This window comes from Ruegeria lacuscaerulensis (genome assembly GCF_013033355.1).
GTDB classification, from domain to species: domain Bacteria; phylum Pseudomonadota; class Alphaproteobacteria; order Rhodobacterales; family Rhodobacteraceae; genus Ruegeria; species Ruegeria lacuscaerulensis_A.
In genome coordinates, this window is the sequence record NZ_WQDY01000002.1 from 362,250 (window position 1) to 379,560 (window position 17,311).

Annotated in this window: 17 protein-coding genes; 6 read left to right on the forward strand and 11 right to left on the reverse strand. The window is 58.9% G+C overall.

What is annotated here, in order from left to right:
- The 3 genes from ubiA (at window position 1) to GOW48_RS05255 (ending at window position 3,261) form a co-directional block, all read left to right on the forward strand.
- Window positions 1-963: a 4-hydroxybenzoate octaprenyltransferase gene (ubiA, locus tag GOW48_RS05245; protein ID WP_170353616.1), complete on the forward strand. Its 963-nt coding sequence runs from the start codon at window positions 1-3 to the stop codon at window positions 961-963.
- Between the two features lie 65 nt (window positions 964-1,028).
- The gene (locus GOW48_RS05250; protein WP_170751944.1) at window positions 1,029-2,939 is read left to right on the forward strand and encodes an OmpA family protein; all 1,911 of its coding nucleotides are present in this window, start codon (window positions 1,029-1,031) and stop codon (window positions 2,937-2,939) included.
- A gap of 1 nt (window position 2,940) precedes the next feature.
- The gene (locus tag GOW48_RS05255; protein WP_170353618.1) at window positions 2,941-3,261 is read left to right on the forward strand and encodes a hypothetical protein; all 321 of its coding nucleotides are present in this window, start codon (window positions 2,941-2,943) and stop codon (window positions 3,259-3,261) included.
- A 1-nt stretch (window position 3,262) separates the two neighbouring features.
- Here GOW48_RS05255 and GOW48_RS05260 read toward each other — a convergent pair whose 3' ends face one another.
- Genes GOW48_RS05260 through pgsA form a run of 3 tightly spaced genes read right to left on the reverse strand, consistent with a single transcriptional unit; the run spans window position 3,263 to window position 4,628 of the window.
- Window positions 3,263-3,709, reverse strand: a complete 447-nt coding sequence (locus GOW48_RS05260; protein WP_170751946.1) for a molybdenum cofactor biosynthesis protein MoaE — start codon at window positions 3,707-3,709, stop codon at window positions 3,263-3,265.
- 1 nt (window position 3,710) lies between these two features.
- Window positions 3,711-3,956, reverse strand: a complete 246-nt coding sequence (moaD, locus tag GOW48_RS05265; RefSeq protein WP_170353620.1) for a molybdopterin converting factor subunit 1 — start codon at window positions 3,954-3,956, stop codon at window positions 3,711-3,713.
- Between the two features lie 3 nt (window positions 3,957-3,959).
- On the reverse strand, window positions 3,960-4,628 hold the full coding sequence (gene pgsA, locus GOW48_RS05270) for a CDP-diacylglycerol--glycerol-3-phosphate 3-phosphatidyltransferase (protein WP_170353621.1): 669 nt from the start codon (window positions 4,626-4,628) through the stop codon (window positions 3,960-3,962).
- 171 nt (window positions 4,629-4,799) lie between these two features.
- On the opposite strand from pgsA, the gene GOW48_RS05275 reads away from it, so the two are divergent.
- Window positions 4,800-5,684, forward strand: a complete 885-nt coding sequence (locus tag GOW48_RS05275; protein ID WP_170751948.1) for a DMT family transporter — start codon at window positions 4,800-4,802, stop codon at window positions 5,682-5,684.
- On the opposite strand, the gene uvrC is transcribed toward GOW48_RS05275, so the two are convergent.
- The 6 genes from uvrC to GOW48_RS05305 form a co-directional block, all read right to left on the reverse strand.
- Window positions 5,681-7,555, reverse strand: coding sequence for an excinuclease ABC subunit UvrC (gene uvrC, locus GOW48_RS05280; protein ID WP_170751950.1), 1,875 nt, complete (start codon window positions 7,553-7,555; stop codon window positions 5,681-5,683). The two genes, GOW48_RS05275 and uvrC, sit on opposite strands and share 4 nt — an antisense overlap.
- Window positions 7,556-7,845: 290 nt before the next feature.
- Window positions 7,846-8,625 (reverse strand): SDR family oxidoreductase, encoded by a 780-nt coding sequence (locus GOW48_RS05285; protein ID WP_170751952.1) that lies wholly within the window; start codon window positions 8,623-8,625, stop codon window positions 7,846-7,848.
- An 18-nt stretch (window positions 8,626-8,643) separates the two neighbouring features.
- Window positions 8,644-9,606: a calcium/sodium antiporter gene (locus GOW48_RS05290; protein ID WP_170751955.1), complete on the reverse strand. Its 963-nt coding sequence runs from the start codon at window positions 9,604-9,606 to the stop codon at window positions 8,644-8,646.
- A gap of 168 nt (window positions 9,607-9,774) precedes the next feature.
- Window positions 9,775-10,572: a S49 family peptidase gene (locus GOW48_RS05295; RefSeq protein WP_170751957.1), complete on the reverse strand. Its 798-nt coding sequence runs from the start codon at window positions 10,570-10,572 to the stop codon at window positions 9,775-9,777.
- Between the two features lie 113 nt (window positions 10,573-10,685).
- Window positions 10,686-11,447: an ABC transporter permease gene (locus tag GOW48_RS05300; RefSeq protein ID WP_170751958.1), complete on the reverse strand. Its 762-nt coding sequence runs from the start codon at window positions 11,445-11,447 to the stop codon at window positions 10,686-10,688.
- Complete coding sequence (locus tag GOW48_RS05305; RefSeq protein WP_170353628.1) at window positions 11,444-12,373, reverse strand: ABC transporter ATP-binding protein; 930 nt, start codon at window positions 12,371-12,373, stop codon at window positions 11,444-11,446. Before GOW48_RS05305 ends, GOW48_RS05300 begins: the two co-directional genes overlap by 4 nt.
- 158 nt (window positions 12,374-12,531) lie before the next feature.
- On the opposite strand from GOW48_RS05305, the gene GOW48_RS05310 reads away from it, so the two are divergent.
- A complete protein-coding gene (locus GOW48_RS05310; protein ID WP_170751960.1) occupies window positions 12,532-13,620 on the forward strand; it encodes a CaiB/BaiF CoA transferase family protein in 1,089 nt (362 codons plus the stop codon).
- A gap of 82 nt (window positions 13,621-13,702) precedes the next feature.
- Here GOW48_RS05310 and hemE read toward each other — a convergent pair whose 3' ends face one another.
- A complete protein-coding gene (gene hemE / locus GOW48_RS05315; protein ID WP_170751962.1) occupies window positions 13,703-14,737 on the reverse strand; it encodes a uroporphyrinogen decarboxylase in 1,035 nt (344 codons plus the stop codon).
- 106 nt (window positions 14,738-14,843) lie between these two features.
- On the opposite strand from hemE, the gene hemC reads away from it, so the two are divergent.
- Window positions 14,844-15,803 carry a hydroxymethylbilane synthase gene (hemC, locus tag GOW48_RS05320; protein ID WP_170751964.1) on the forward strand — a complete coding sequence of 320 codons (960 nt, stop codon included), beginning with the start codon at window positions 14,844-14,846 and terminating at the stop codon, window positions 15,801-15,803.
- A 230-nt stretch (window positions 15,804-16,033) separates the two neighbouring features.
- On the opposite strand, the gene GOW48_RS05325 is transcribed toward hemC, so the two are convergent.
- Entirely contained in the window at window positions 16,034-17,311 is a 1,278-nt protein-coding gene (locus GOW48_RS05325) for an aspartate aminotransferase family protein (protein WP_170751966.1), read from the reverse strand.

Sequence of the window (17,311 nt, forward strand, 5' to 3'; positions counted from 1 at the left end):
ATGCAAGGCAATGCCCCAACACCAGACGGTCAGGTCGCTGATGCCGTAAGCGGCAACTGGGTCGACACCCATGCGCCCGCCTTCACCCGCCCCTATCTGCGCCTAAGCCGCGCAGACCGGCCCATCGGCACATGGCTTTTGCTGATTCCCTGCTGGTGGGGTCTTGCGCTGGCCATCCTCAGCGATGGCACCCCGCGATGGGAAGACCTTTGGATCGCCGTTGGCTGCGCAATCGGCGCTTTTCTGATGCGCGGCGCGGGCTGCACGTGGAACGACATCACTGATCGCGAGTTCGACGCTCAGGTCGAGCGTACTCGGTCGCGTCCGATCCCATCAGGTCAGGTCACGGTACGACAAGCGGTTGTCTGGATGGGGCTGCAATGCCTGTTGGCGTTGGGTATTCTGCTGACCTTCAATCAAGCTGCGATCGCGATGGGCGTCTTGTCGCTGTTGCCGGTGACAATATATCCGTTCGCAAAACGCTTTACATGGTGGCCCCAAGTGTTTTTGGGACTGGCGTTCAACTGGGGCATTCTGCTGGCCTGGGCAGCGCATACCGGAACGGTCGGGGTGCCCGCGATCACGCTCTATCTGGCCGGAATCGCCTGGACGCTGTTCTACGACACGATCTATGCCCATCAGGACGCCGAAGATGACGAGTTGATCGGCATCAAATCCACTGCACGCCTGTTTGGTTCGGATACAGCCAGATGGCTGAAATACTTCCTCGTTGCAACCGTGTCGTTGATGGGGCTGGCGATAATCGACGCGGCAACGACTCAGGCCTCGATCATGGCGCTTTTTGTTGCGCTGGCCGGGCCTTGGGCGATGGGGTGGCACATGGCGTGGCAATTGCGCGGACTGGACACCGAGGACAACGCCAAACTGCTGCAGTTGTTCCGCGCAAATCGCGACACCGGCCTTATTCCGCTGATCTTCCTTTGCGTGGCCTTGCTGGTCTGATTGCACCTCGGGCCGGGCCTCTGTAAGAGTCCGGCTCAATCACCCGAGGAGTCTTCTGTCTGCACATGCGCCTGCCTTATCTCCTAGCTGTTGCCTTTATCTTCCTGGTTTCTGCCGGGCTGTCTCTGCTGGCCGCCAGTTACTCGGTCACCAAGGTCGAAGAGGCATCGGAATTCGCGGTGCGCCGCGCGCTTGATCTGAAAGGCCATGACTGGGCCGAGGTCGAATCTGACGGCTTGCGCGTCATACTGACTGGCACCGCTGCTGACGAAGCCGCGCGTTTCAGCGCCCTGACCGCTGCCGGCACCGAAGTCGACACCTCGCGCGTTATTGACGAGATGGAAGTCGCTCCAACAACCCAACTGGCACCACCCAAGTTTTCAGCCGAAATTCTGCGCAATGACAGCGGTATTTCGGTGATAGGTCTGGTCCCGCTCAGCCAGGACCGCGAGGCATTGATGGAGCGTTTGCATCGGCTGGACGGGGACAATGTATCGGACCTTCTTGAGACCGCCGACTATCCCAAGCCCAAAGGCTGGGATGAGGCACTAACCTACGCGATCGAAGCCCTTGTTCGGCTTCCACGCGCCAAGATTTCGGCCAGTCCGGGGTTGGTGAGGATTACCGCTATCGCCGACAGCCAGCAGGAAAAGGAACGGCTTGAACAGGATTTGACGCGTGCTGCGCCACCCAGCCTTAGGATCGGATTGTCGATCACGGCCCCGCGGCCGGTGATCACGCCGTTTACGCTGCGCTACATTGTCGATGCCGAAGGCGGTCATTTCGACGCGTGTTCGGCGCCTGATCAGGATTCCCGAAACGCTATCATTGCCACGGCTGAAGCGGCAGGGCTGACCGGACCCTACACCTGTACGATCGGGTTGGGCGTTCCATCACCCCGCTGGTCCGAGGCCGCAACGCTCAGCATCAAGGCGTTGGCTCAGATCGGTTTGGGATCTGTGACCATGTCTGACGCCGACATCACGCTGGTCGCCGAGATGGGTACGAACGCCGCCACTTTCGACCGCGTGGTAGGCGAGCTTGAGAATGCGCTGCCCGAGGTCTTCGCCCTTCACGCCGTCCTGCCCGAGCCTGAAACCGACGAACCCACAGGCCCGCCCGAGTTTTCTGCCACGCGCAGCCCCGAAGGGCTGGTCCAAATGCGCGGACGCTTGGGTGATGAAACCCTTAGGGACATGGTCGACAGCTATGCCCGCGCGGCGTTTGGCTCGGAACAGGTTTATACCGCAACTCGCGTTGTGCCTGACCTGCCCACCGACTGGGCCGTGCGCGTCCTGGCCGGGCTTGAGGCGCTGTCATTACTGCACAATGGTGCTTTGACTGTGACGCCGGACGATGTCATGCTGATCGGCGTCAGCCATGAACCCGACACCAGAGCGCGCATCGCTGGCCTTTTGTCCGACAAGCTAGGCGAAGCGCAGGAATACACACTTTCGATCACCTACCAGAAACCTCCGGAACCCGAAGACGCACTGCCAGACCCCGAGCAATGCGAAGACCGCATTGCCGAAGTTCAGACGTCCAGCAAGATCGCCTTCGAACCTGGCTCGGCCACGGTGGCGGCGGATTCGCGTGATACTGTGAACCAGATCGCCGACATTCTGCGCGAATGCGGCCCAATCCGGATGGAGATCCAGGGCCACACCGACAGTCAGGGCCGGGAAGAGATGAATCAGCAACTCAGCCAGGCTCGGGCACAGTCCATCCTAAACGAGCTGCGCGGACGGCGCGTTCCCACCGCAAGCTACACTGCAGTGGGATACGGCGAAACGCAACCTATCGCCGACAATGGCTCCGAGGAAGGTCGCGAGGAAAACCGTCGGATTGAATTTCGCCTGATCCGCCCTGAACCCGTCGCCAATTCCGAGACGGGTCTGGAAGCGCTGGAACAGGACACACAGCCGTCAGAAGACGCACAAACAGACGCCGAAGAAACCGGCGCAGGGGACCAGTAAGTTGAACAGACTAGAATTCATCATCGCCACCGCCGTCATTTTGTTTGCAGCGTTTTGTATGGGGTGGTTCGCCAACTGGCTGGCCCATCGCCTGTCCCGCGTGCGCCAAAGCGACGTAGCCGATCTGGACCGCATGAGCCAGGAGTTGCATGAGGCCGAGGAAACCCGCGATCAGGCCATCACCTATCTGCAGCAGCGCGAGGCCGAACTGACCAACCAGCTGACGCAAACCGAGGCCGAGCTGTCCGCGGCCATGGATGGGCTGCGCGCAGCGAGGCAAGAGGCCGAAGAGCTGCGCGGGCGGATCAACAACGCGGATTAAATCACCAGCGCGTCAGCGCGTCCTCGTCCTCGTCCTTGGCAGCGACCCAGTCAGCACCGGAATTGGTGATCTCTTTCTTCCAGAACGGCGCGCGGGATTTCAGGTAATCCATCAGGTATTCTGCCGCCTCGAACGCGTCCTTGCGATGAGGCGAGGCTGTGGCCACCATCATGATCCGATCCCCCGGAGCCAGCCTTCCGTGGCGATGAATCACCAGCACATCGCCCAGCGACCAGCGCGACTGTGCTTCTTCGGCGATCTTGGTCAGGGCGCGCTCGGTCATGCCGGGATAATGCTCGATCTCCATCACGTCCAAATCGCCCGTAGCTAGATCGCGCACAACGCCGGTGAAGGTTACGATGGCCCCATTTGCGGCCTCATCTCCGGCAGCAAAGGCGTTGGCCTCGGCCCCCATGTCGAAAGGGGCTTCTTGTACGACGATCCGCATCTTAGCCACCTGTCATCGGCGGAAAGAACGCAACTTCGCGCACGCCCGACAAAGGGGCGTCAAAGTCCGACAGTTCCTGATCCAGCGCCACGCGCAGCGCCGACAGGTCGGCGAAAGCGGCGGCGTAGCGATCTTCGCGCGCGGTCAGTTCCGCGACCAGCTCGGATACGGTTGCGGCCTGTGTTTCGACCTTTTCCTTGGGCAGACCGATGCGTTCGCGCACCCATGCGAAATACAGCACATCCATCGCTTAGCTCTCCTTCAGATGGGGCATGGCTTTACGTAGGTAGTCATAGCCGGTGATCAACGTCAGCGTCGCCGCGATCCACAACAGCCACAAACCGATCCGGCCCGACCAGAACATACCTTCCAGATGCCAACGGATGTGGTTTACGTCCTCAAGCTGTCCAATGAGAACCTGATCAATGGTCGCAGGGTCCATGCCAAACGTGGCCATGACAAAGTAGTGTTCAAAAATTCCCTGTGAAAACAAAACCGCAATGGCAAACATCTGCGCTGTGGTCTTCCATTTGGCCAGCTTGGTCACTTTCAAAGTTCCCGCCACATCGCCCAGATATTCCCGCAACCCCGAAACAAAGACCTCGCGGAATAGAATCACGGTGGCGGGCAGCACCAGCCAAGGCGTCCAATGCTCGGTCGAATAGCCCACAAGTATCATCAGCGCGATCACCACCATCGCCTTGTCAGCAATCGGGTCCAGCATCGCTCCGATCTTGGTTTCCTGTTTCCAAGCACGGGCCAGATACCCGTCGAACCAGTCGGTGATCGCCGCTGACATGAACAGGATCAGGGCAAACCAGTCGGCATAGGGCCGGGTGAAATACAAAAACATCACGGCCAGACCGGGGGCGGCCAGAAGGCGCAGTACGGTCAGGATATTGGGCAAGTTCCACTTCATGAAGAAAACTCTACATCGCCGGTTCAGGACATAAAAGATGGGCCATTGAAAATCTGCCCCGATCACAGGCAGTTGTGGCCTTCGGGGTCAAAGGGTCGCAACCCCAATCACACGGCTTGGCGCGCGCGGGCTTTGCGGTCAGATTGGCGACTGGCCAAGACAGAGCGATACATGACCCGTCACATTCAAACCGACCCCCGATCGAACCTGATCGGCAGCGCATGGATGATCGCCGCAATGGCACTGTTCGCGCTTGAGGATGCGCTGATCAAAGCGGCCTCGGCGGCGATTCCGATCTGGCAGGTGCTGGTTCTGTTCGGCGCAGGCGGCGCGGTGATCTATGCCGTGGTGGCCCTGCTGCGCGGCACACGGCTGTTTCAAGCCGATGTACTGTCGCGCCCGATGAAGGTGCGTGCGGTATTCGAAATCCTGGGGCGGTTGTTCTATGTGCTGGCCATCGCGCTTACTCCGCTGTCATCGGCCACGGTGATCCTGCAGGCTACGCCCTTGGTCGTCGTCGCCGGGGCCGCACTGGTTTTTGGCGAAACCGTCGGCTGGCGCCGGTGGAGCGCCATTCTGATCGGCCTTGTCGGCGTCGTGATCATCATCCAACCGACCGGGGACAGCTTCTCGGCCCTGTCCATCCTTGCGGTGCTGGGGATGCTGGGCTTTGCCGGGCGCGATCTGGCCAGCCGCGCCGCGCCCGCGTCACTGGGGACCGAGGTGCTGGGGTTCTACGGGTTCCTTTGCATCATAATCGCCGGTCTGGCCTATCGGTTCTGGGAGGGCACACCGATGCAGCCCTTAAGCCCGCAAGTCAGCCTGCATATGACCGGCGCAGTCATCATGGGCGTCATGGCCTATGCCGCGCTGATGAAGGCGATGCGCACGGGTGAGGTCTCATCCGTCACGCCTTTCCGCTATTCCCGGCTGCTGTTCGGGATCGGGTTGGGCGTGGTCATGTTTGGTGAGCGGCTGGACCAGACCATGTGGATCGGGTCGGCGCTGATCGTGGCCTCGGGGCTGTATATCCTGTGGCGCGGGCGGCGAGCCTAGCCCTTGTCGTGGAAGAAATCATAGACCTTCTGCGCCAACCCGGCTGAAATCCCGTCCACCGCCCTGAGATCCGCCAGATTGGCCCGGCTAACCGCTTTGGCGCTGCCGAAATGGGTCAACAGGGCGCGTTTGCGCGCCGACCCTACGCCGGGGATTTCGTCCAGAGGTGTCGCCCCCACCGCCTTGGCCCGTTTGGCGCGATGGGTGCCGATGGCGAAGCGGTGCGCCTCATCCCGCAGGCGTTGAATGAAATACAGCACCGGATCGTTACGTTTCAGCGCAAAGGCGCGTTGGCCGATGCGGTGGAATTCCTCTTTGCCGTGGTCGCGATCCACACCTTTGGCGACGCCGACCATCGGGATGTCTTCGACACCGTGTTCGACCATGATCTCATGCACCGCGCTGACCTGCCCAGCGCCGCCGTCGATCAAAAGCAGGTCGGGCCAATGGCCCTTGTCCCGGTCTGGGTCTTCTTTCAACAGACGAGTGAAACGGCGGGTCAGGACCTCTTTCATCATGCCAAAGTCGTCGCCCGGCGTCAGGTCATCGCCCCGGATGTTGAACTTGCGATAGGCGTTTTTCATGAACCCCTCGGGGCCCGCTACGATCATCCCACCCACCGCGTTGGTGCCTTGGATATGGCTGTTATCGTAAACCTCAATCCGCTCGGGTGGCGTGTCCAGATCAAACGCCTCGGCCACGCCACGCAAAAGCTTGGCTTGCGTGGCGCTTTCCGACATGCGACGGGCCAGCGACTCACGCGCGTTGCGCAGGGCCCCGGCGACCAGTTCTTGTTTCTCACCGCGCTGCGGCACAAAGATTTCGACCTTGCGACCGGCCTTTTCCGACAGCGCGTCCTGCATCAGATCAGCGTTCTCGACCCCGTCCGACAGGATCAACTGACGCGGCGGCTCCTTGTTGTCGTAGAACTGACCAAGGAAAGCCTCCATCACCTCGGCCGGCGACACATCCGCCCCGACCCGAGGGTAAAAGTCCTTGTTGCCCCAGTTCTGGTTGGCCCGGATAAAGAACACCTGCACACAGGCTTGCCCACTATCCATATAGAGGCCGATCACATCCGCCTCTGCCACGCCGCGCGGGTTGATGCCTTGGCTTGTCTGCACCTGCGTCAGCGCCCGGATTCGGTCGCGCAGGCTGGCGGCGCGTTCGAACTCCATCGCCTCGGACGCGGCCATCATCTGTTCGGCCAGTTCTTCTTGCACCTTGGTCGACCGGCCCGACAGGAAACGTTCTGCATCCTTGACGCTTTCGCCGTAGTCGCTTTCCGAGATCAACCCAACACACGGCCCAGAACAGCGCTTAATCTGATACAGCAGACAGGGCCGCGTCCGGCTGTCGAACATGGAATCCGAGCAGTTGCGCAGCAGGAACGCTTTTTGCAGCTGGTTCAGCGTCCGGTTAACGGCACCCGCACTGGCGAAGGGGCCAAAATAGGCGCCCTTTTCTTTCTTCGCCCCGCGATGTTTCTTGATCTGCGGAAACCCATGATCCTTGGCGACCAGAATGTTCGGAAAACTCTTATCGTCGCGCAGCAGCACATTGTACTTAGGCTTGAGCTGCTTGATCAGGTTCTGCTCCAGCAGCAGCGCCTCGGTCTCGGTCCGCGTGGTCAGAAACATCATCGAAGCCGTCGCGGCGATCATCTTCTCGATCCGCCCCGAATGTCCAGGCCGCGTATAGTTCGACACCCGCGCCTTCAGGTTTCGCGCCTTGCCGACATAAAGAACCCGACTGTCCGCATCCAACATCCGGTAAACGCCCGGAGAGCTGTCCAGCGTTTTCACATATCGCTGTATACATTCGTATCCAACGCTTTGGGTTTCGGAGTTCGATTCGTTCTGGACGGTCATGTGTCTGAAATATGATTCCCTGACCATGGCTGCAATCTTGAGCGCCTCAGATCAAGAGAAAACAAATCCACGGTTTCTGTGGATAAGTATGAAGATAAGTTTCCGGGTATCGCGATTTTCCCTTAATTCATTAAGGATTCCTTGGTTTGCACAAAAATTAGGCAATAACCTAACCAACTGTTTTTCAACGTTATTTTTTATAAATCAAGACAAGTGCATGAAAAACAATACATTTTTGTAACGTGTTGGTAACGGAAATGAGAGCGGTGCAAAACTTATCTGAGAATTACCTATTCAACGCCCAAAACATCCGGAGTTTGCCAGCCAAGATGCTGCCCCCCATCCACACACAAAAGCTGCCCTGTGACCGCCTGTGCATCCAGAAAATACCCCAGCGCGGCAGTGATGTCCGAAGGGTTCGCGCCGCGCTCCAATACCGTGCTCCGCCGTTGCGCATTAAAGTGATCGACGCTTTGGCGGTGCCCCTGCATCGTGGGACCGGGACCGATTGCGTTGACGCGGATCGCCGGGGTCAACGCTTGCGCAGCAGTGCGGGTCAGCGCCCACAGGCCCATCTTGGCGATGGTGTAGGACATGAACTCGGGGGTCAGCTTGCGTACCCGCATGTCGACCATATTGACGATAAGACCGGTTGCGACCGGTTCGCCTGCCGCATCGGTGTCGGGCTGCAACCCTTGTTCAGCCATCGCCTGGGTCAGCACAAAAGGCGCGCGCAGGTTACTTTCGAGGTGCCGGTCCCAGCTTTGCCGCGTGGCCGTTTGGATATTGTCGTATTCAAAGATCGAGGCGTTGTTGACCAGACAGGTGATCGACCCGCCCAATGCCTCGGCCGCGCGGGGCAAAAGGGCGTTCACCTGCGCCTCGTCCAGCAGGTCGGCTTGTAGGGCAACAGCATTGCGACCCGTTGATCGTATTTCGGCCACGACATCCGACGCCGGTTGTTCGGACGAAGCATAGTGGACAGCTACATCATATCCACGCTGCGCCAGATACAGGGCCATGGCCCGGCCAAGGCGAATACCTGCTCCGGTTACAAGGGCTCGGGTCATCGGGGACTCTCCGTCACATTACGCCAGCAATGTGACGATGTAGACCGCATAGAGCAGGGTCAACAGCAAGCCCCACACTCGCGTGATATCTTTCTTGAAAAACACGAACGGGATCAGCAGCAATGATGCGCCCAGCATGACCCACAGATCGAATTGCAGGAACTCGGGATCAACCGGAATTCGTCCGACCAATGTCGCGATACCGACAATGGCCAACAGGTTGAACATGTTTGACCCGATCACGTTACCTAGCGCAACGTCTGCCTGACGCCGCAACGCCGCCATAACAGTCGTGGCCAATTCGGGCAGAGACGTACCGACCGCCACCAAAGTCAGACCGATAATCGTTTCACTGATCCCATAGGTGCGCGCGATCACGGTTGCGTTTTCGACCAGCAGATGCGCGCCCATCGGCAATCCGATCAGACCCAGCAGCAGATAGATCGCGACCTTCCAGTACGGCATATCCGGGTCGGCCTCTTCGAGACCATCCAGTTCTTCGTCATCGTTGCAAGCCTCACCACAGGCTTTCCGATGGGCATGGGCCTCGCGGAAGGCATTCCAAAGGACCAGAGCCAGTGCAGCCAGCAGGATACCTCCGCTGACCAGATTGAATTCGCCCAAGAAAGCCAACCCAATAAACAACACTGTGGCCATGATCATGAAGACATAGTTCTTGCGGCTGTCGCATTCGCTTGTGTGCAAAGTGGCAAGCAACGCTGGAAGGCCCAGTACCAGCAGGATGTTGGCCGTGTTCGACCCGACCACGTTGCCGAGCGCAATACCCGGCGCGTTTTCCTTGATCGCACTGATAGCGATCAACAATTCAGGCGCCGAAGTGCCAAAGGCCACAATCGTCAGACTGACGATCAACGCAGGTACGCCCAGACGCAGGCTCAGGTTTACCGCACCACGCACAAGCGCATCCCCTGCCAGCAACAGGATCAGCAATCCGAGGCCGGATAACAGCCATGCCGTCATGTACGGCCTCCTTTTTTGCAGGCGCAGGGGCCTTTACCGATCCTGAACCGCCCGCAGCGCGGACACCGTGCCGATTGCAACCTTTTCTGTCCGGGAAAACGCAGCTTACCAAACATGGCCAACACGCCCATGGCGATCAGGAAGAGGGTGACAATCTTGATAATCACGTCACAACCCAAAACGCGCATACGCCGCGCGTTCCTCAAGCCCTGCAATCGCATCTTGTGCCAAAGAAGCACCGAACCGGGACCACAAAGGTTTCCGCAAACCATAGCGCCGGAATTTTACCTTGTCGCCGAACCGCTCTTGCATCTTGGGTTTCAGATGAGCAATCCCGTCGATCAATCCCAATTCCTGCGCGCGACGCGCCAGCCAAATCTCGCCGGTGAACAGGTCCTGACTCTCATCCAGTTTTCCATCACGCCGGGTTTTGACATGGGCGATGAAATTTTCGTGAATATCACCCAAAAGGCGCTCTAGCCGGGCAACGTCCTCTTTCTTTTCGGGCGAGAACGGGTCGAGCATGGATTTCGACTCTCCGGCCGTATGCACGCGCCGCTCGATCCCCTGACGTTTCAAAAGTACATGCGCGCCAAAGCCGGATGAGATCACTCCGATGGACCCCAGAACCGAACTGTCGTCTGCATAAATCTCGTCAGCGGCAGCTGCCAGCCAATACCCGCCCGAGGCGGCGACGTCTTCGACAAATGCTATGACAGGAACGTTTAATTCCTCAGATAACCGCCGAATACGCGCACCGATCAAAGAACTTTGAACCGGTGAGCCACCAGGCGAGTTGACCTCGAGCGCGACGGCGGCGGGTTTGCCTTTGCGAAAGGCTTTCTCAAGAACCGGGGCCAGCGACGTGTCGGACATCGACCCTCGGCCGGCCATTCCGATGGCTCCGGACAGACGCACAATGGCCACGCATGGCTGCTTTTTGACAAAGGGCAGGCTGAGTTTCATGGGAGCCGATGTAGAGTGCGCCATTGTGCTAAACAAGGGACCGTTTGAACGTTAGATGCAGCCGGATCACATTTCCCGGAGTTGATGGGCAAAAATGCAACGCCAAACGTACCCTAGCTGCGAATGCGCCAGCCGGTTTTGAAAATCCACCAGATGATGCCAAGGCAAATGCCTGTAAAGACCACGATTGCCAGTAAGCTGAAGCCTATCGGCACATCCGCCAGCCCATAAAACGACCATCTGAAACCTGAAATCAGATAGACTACCGGATTGAACAATGTGATCGTTTGCCAAACCGGCGGCAGCATCGAGATCGAATAGAATGTGCCCCCCAAAAAGATCAACGGCGTTACCACCAGTTGCGGCACCAGTGACATCTGCTCGAAGTTGCCTGCCCAGATGCCAATTATGAATCCAAGCAATGAGAAACTGAGGCAAGTCAGCACCAGAAAAGCCACCATCGCCAGCGGATGTTCGATCCGTAAATCCACAAAAAACGTCGCCGTGATCAGGATCACCACCCCTACAAAAAGCGCCTTGGTCGCCGCCGCCCCCACATAGCCGACCACGATCTCGATAAAGTTCACAGGGGCCGAGAGCAGCTCGTAGATCGTGCCAAGGAATTTGGGGAAATAAATCCCGAAAGACGCGTTCGATATCGACAACGTCACCACCGACAGCATGATCAAACCCGGCACGATGAACGCGCCATAGGATACGCCCTCAACTTCTTGGATACGACTGCCGATCGCAGTACCGAAGACGACGAAATACAAAGAGGTCGACAGAACCGGAGACAAAAAGCTCTGTGCCAGCGTCCGGAAGAACCGGGCCATTTCGAACCGGTAAATAGAAGCGATTGCGGACCAGTTCATGCGGGCTCTCCCGACACCAGATTGACAAATATTTCTTCCAGGCTCGACTGGCGGGTCTGCACGTCGCGCAGAATGAGCCCGGCTTGCGCCACATCGTTCAGCAACGTGGTGATGCCGGTGCGGTCGGCATGGGTATCGTAGGTATAAATCAGGGCATCGCCATTGCCATTCAGCGTCAGGTTATGCGCTGCAAGACTGTCGGGGATCGACGCGATGGGATCGGTCAACATGACTTCGATCTGCTTCTTGCCCATTTGCGCCATCAGAGTGTTCTTGTCCTGAACCAGCAGCAATTCGCCTTTGTCGATGACACCAACGCGGTCGGCAATTGCTTCGGCCTCTTCGATGTAATGAGTGGTCAGAATGATCGTGACGCCGGCCTGTTTCAGTTCGGCCACGATCTCCCACATATCCTTGCGCAATTCGACATCAACACCGGCAGTGGGTTCATCCAGAAACAGCACGCGCGGCTCATGCGCCAACGCTTTTGCGATCAGCACCCTGCGCTTCATCCCGCCCGACAGCTCTTTGATGGCGTTGCGGCGCTTGTCCCACAGGGACAGCTTGCGCAGGATCTCTTCGATCCGCGCGTCATCTCGGCCCAAGCCAAACAGCCCACGCGACAAACGTACCGTGTTCCAGACTTTTTCGAATGGCTCCAGCGCGATCTCCTGCGGGACAAGGCCGATCATCCGGCGCGCAGCGCGAAAGTCGGACTGGATGTCATGCCCTCCGACCGTAACTGTACCCGAGCTCGGCGTGGTAATTCCGCAGATGGTTGAAATCAGAGTTGTTTTGCCCGCGCCATTCGGACCCAGCAAGGCCAGAATCTCACCCTGCCGAATGTCCAAAGTCACGCCCTTAAGCGCTTCAAACCCGTCAGCATAGGATTTTCGCAAATCCCTGATCGAAAGAATGGTGGTCATGCTGTTTCCCTGTCCTGACGGCGACCCTACCCCGGTGGGCGAGCGCAGAACAGACCCATTCCGCACCGGCCGTTACGCGGATTTTGCCGAACCCTGCTCGGGCTTGCAATTCGCCGGCATTCCCGAAACCCTGCGGCGATACTTATAGGAGCGGCAAAATGCTGAACGGTTTTCGGATCATCGAATTCGAAGGGCTGGGCCCCGCGCCCTTCGCCGCCATGTTGCTGGCAGATATGGGCGCAGATGTGATCACCATCCACCGCAAGGGAGGGGCAGGAACACCCGGAATGCCCGAGCAATCGGTGCTGGATCGCGGCAAACGGTCGATTGCGTTGGATCTGAAAGACTCGGACGATCTGGACATCACCCAACGCCTGATCGCTTCTGGAGACGCACTTATCGAAGGATTCCGCCCAGGTGTCATGGAAAAGCTGGGCCTCGGCCCGGCTCCTTGCCACGCCCTGAACCCCAAACTGGTCTATGGCCGCATGACTGGTTGGGGCCAGAACAGCCCGCTGGCCAACACCGCGGGGCATGACCTGAACTATATCGCGCTGTCCGGCGCGCTCTGGTACGCGTCGCAAGCAGGTCAGCCACCACAAACTCCCGCGACTCTGGTGGGCGACATCGGCGGTGGTGCCATGTATCTGGTGGCGGGCCTCCTGGCCGGCCTGCTACATGCTAAAAAGACAGGGGAAGGCACCGTCGTCGATGCCGCCATCTACGACGGCTCGGCCCATATGATGAACCTGCTGATGAGCCTGCGGCAAACCGAAAATCTTGATGAAATCAGAGGTCAAAGCCTTCTCGACGGCCCCCATTGGAGCCGCACCTACAGCTGCGCCGACGGCGGCTTCATCACGGTGCAATGCCTGGAACCCAAATTCTACGCCACATTCCTGCAGCTACTCGGCCTGTCAGAAGACCCGGACTTTGAACAGCAGTATGACATCACGCGCTGGCCCACGCTCACCAAACGCCTTATAGCGATTTTCGCCAAACAACCGCGCGACCACTGGGCACACCTGTTCCACGGCTCAGACGCCTGCGTCGCGCCGGTCCTCAGCCCCGAACAGGCACTTGACCACCCAATGAACCAAAGCCGCCAAACTTGGACAACTCAGAACGGCACCCTGCAAGCCCACGCCGCCCCACGATTCTCTACCCATGACTGGCAACCAAAACCCAGCCCAAATCGCGATGAACACCGGGCCGAGATTCTCGTCGACCTCGACACCAAAGACTGATCCGCCCTTCATCTGGCCAAAAATATCTCGGGGGATGAATTGGCCGCAGGCCAAGAAGGGGGCTGGCCCCCTTCCACCCAGCTTAACGCGCGCGCACCGTGTCAATCATCAGCTGCACATTCTCAGGATCCGCATCCGGCGTGATCCCATGCCCCAGATTGAAAATATGCGGCCCCTTGGAAAACGCCTCAACAATCTTCCGCGTCTCATCCACCAAAGCCTGACCACCCGTCACCATATGGGACGAGGCCAAATTGCCCTGCACACAACCATCCACCTGCACATGGGCCGCCGCCCAATCCGGCGCGACCGAATTGTCCAGCGCCACACAATCCACACCAGTCGCCTTGGCAAACCCAACATAGCCCTCTCCGGCCTCGCGCGGGAAACCGATGACCGGAATTCCGGGATGACGTTCTTTGATGGCCTGAGTGATCACACGGCACGGCTCGACCGCATATTTCTGGAATGCCTCGCCCTTCAGGGACCCGGCCCAGCTGTCAAAGATCTTGACCACCTCGGCTCCGGCCTCGATCTGGGCCGACAGATATTCGATCGTCGCCAGCGTAATCCGATCCAGCAGGGCCTCGAACAACGCCACATTGCCCTCGCGCAGCGCATGGGCCGGGCCCTGATCCGGCGTGCCGCGCCCGGCGATCATATAGGTGGCCACCGTCCAGGGCGCGCCCGCGAAACCGATCAGAGTCGTCTCGGACGGCAATTCCCGCGATAGGATTCGCACGGTTTCATAGACCGGCGATAAAGTCTCGTGAATCGCATCCACGGGCTTCAGCGCGTCAAACTCGGCCTGTTGGGTTATGGTCGACAGGCGCGGGCCTTCACCGGTGACAAACCACAAATCCGCACCCAGCGCCTGCGGCACCAACAAGATATCGGCAAACAGGATCGCCGCGTCGAACCCATAGCGACGGATCGGCTGCAATGTGACTTCGGCCGCCAGCTCGGGGTTATAGCACAGCGACAGGAAATCCCCCGCCTGCGCCCGCGTCGCGCGATATTCGGGCAGATACCGCCCAGCCTGACGCATCATCCAGATCGGCGGCACATCCTGCGCTTCACCTGCCAATGCGCGCAGTATCTTCTTTGTCTCGACCATCTTTGCCCCCAATCATCTGGTTTGCGCCACGGGTCGGCCCTCAGTGGCAATTTGTCAAGCTCTGCCCCCATTGTCAGGGCAATGTGACGCGATTAAAGCTGAGGCCATGACATTGACCCTGCCCTCCCCCGCCCAACCTCTAAAGATCGGCACCCGAGGATCGCCTCTGGCGCTGGCGCAAGCCTATGAAACCCGGCAGCGGCTGGCAGCGGCGTTCGATCTGCCCGAAGAGGCGTTCGAGATCGTGGTCATCAAGACCACCGGCGACAACCGCGCCATGATCGACGCAGACCGCCCTCTGAAAGAAATCGGCAACAAGGGTCTGTTCACCAAAGAGATCGAAGAGGCGATGCTGCGCGGCGATATCGACATCGCGGTGCATTCCACCAAGGATATGCCGGTAGAGCAGCCCGCGGGTCTGGTGCTGGACACCTTCCTGCCGCGTGAAGATGTGCGCGACGCGTTCATCTCGCCCAGCCTGAAATCAATTCACGACCTGCCGCGGGGTGCCACCGTCGGCACCTCATCCCTGCGCCGCCGTGCGCAGCTGTTGAATCGTCGGCCTGACCTGAACGTAGTGGAATTCCGAGGCAACGTGCAGACGCGGCTGAAGAAACTGGCGGACGGCGTGGCCGATTGTACCTTTCTGGCCATGGCCGGCATCCGCCGCCTGAACATGGAAGACGTCCCCGCCACCGCCATTGCACCAGAGGACATGCTGCCCGCCATCGCACAGGGTACCATTGGCATCGAACGCCGCAGCGACGATTCCCGTGCTGCGGGTATGCTGGAAGCGATTCACCACATTAAAACGGGGCAGCGTTTGGCCGCCGAACGCGCATTGCTGGCTGCGCTGGACGGCTCCTGCGAAACGCCAATAGCGGGTCTAGCTGAGATCAATGCAGGTCAACTTCACCTGAGGGGCGAGGTTTTGCGCCCGGATGGGTCTGAGGCGATCACCGAAGATGTTGAAGGATCGATTGAAGACGGCGTCGAAATGGGCCGCACTGTTGCTAAAACCCTGCTTGCACAGGCGGGTGCCGGATTCTTTGATTGGCGAAACTAAAAAAAATCCACGCAATGTGAACTACTTCACTGCCGTCGCCTGATGAGTCAGGCATAACGCTTGCATACCGGTTGTGAAGTCGGCTCGGTCTCAAATAAGTCGAAAGTTTTGTAAGTCTGTACCGTTTTAAGTGGTGTTCGAGGGGGTGAGACCCGATCCTGAGATCCGATCAGTTAGGGCCGTTGTCATTGATTTGACAGCGGCCCGTCCCTTTTTTTCGCAGCGTGCGGTCATCTATTGGCAATCAACTCGACCGCCGTATTGACCGCTTCCCTTGTCATTTCAATATCCGTGTCAGTTACCGCAAGGGAAGGGTAGAGCTTTCCGGGCGATTTAAAGATGCCACTCGCCCGTAAGCTGTTGTTGTAATCCACGTTGCGTCGGGGGTCATCGTGCCGAGAGCTGCGATAATCGCGACACGGGGCATTGGTGAAATAGATATCAAACAGAGTTTCATCGCCACAAACCTGATGCGGGATACCGGCCGCTGTCAGCGCATCAACCTGCATCTGTTGCAACGCGGCCCCTATGGTCCTCAGACGCTCATAGGTACCTTCACGGCGTAGTATTTCCATCGTTTTCAACCCTGCGGCAGAGGCAACCGGATTGCCCGACAATGTGCCCAGTTGCATCAGCCAGCCGTCTTCGCCGACCTGCGCCTTGTCGAAATGCTTCATGATCTCGGTGCTTGCGCCCAGCGCGGCCAGAGGGAAGCCACCACCGGTAATCTTGCCCAGCGTGCAGATATCGGGCGTCACGCCGTATTTCTCTTGCGCGCCGCCATAAGTGAGGCGGAAACCGGTCACGATCTCGTCAAAGATCAGCAGGACATTGTGTTTGTCGCACAGGTCGCGCAGCCCTTGCAGATATCCGGGCATTGGCGGAATGATCCGTTGCAGCGGCTCGACCATGATCGCGGCGATATCGTCATGTTCGTCCAACAACGCCGCAACGGCCTCAAGGTCATTGAACGGTGCGATCAGCATCTGCTCGGCCACGCCCGCCGGGATGCCGGCGCTGTCGGGCACCGCCTGTGGGAAGTTCACATGGCGGCTGGGGGCGAGGCTCATCTGCGCCTCGGCGCTCATGCCGTGATAGCCGCCTTCGAACTTCAGGATCTTGTCGCGCCCGGTATAGGCGCGGGCCAAGCGGATGGCGTACATGTCGGCCTCGCCACCCGAGGCGACAAAGCGCACCTGTTCGCAACACGGCACGGCGTCGATGATTGCCTCGGCCAGCTCGATGCCCTTGGCGTTGTTGGCGAAAAAAGTCATGCCCTTGGGCAGTTGTTCCAACACCGCCTCCATCACCTCGGGGTGGCCGTGGCCCAGCAGCATCGGTCCAGAGCCGATCAGATAGTCTATATATTCGGTCCCGTCCTCATCCCAGACGCGACTGCCTTCGCCACGGGCAATGATGATGCCGGGGTCGAAATTGCCAAATCCCCCGGCGGGCAATGCGGCGTTGGCGCGGGCGATCCATTCGGATTGAGTGTTGATCTTGAGCAT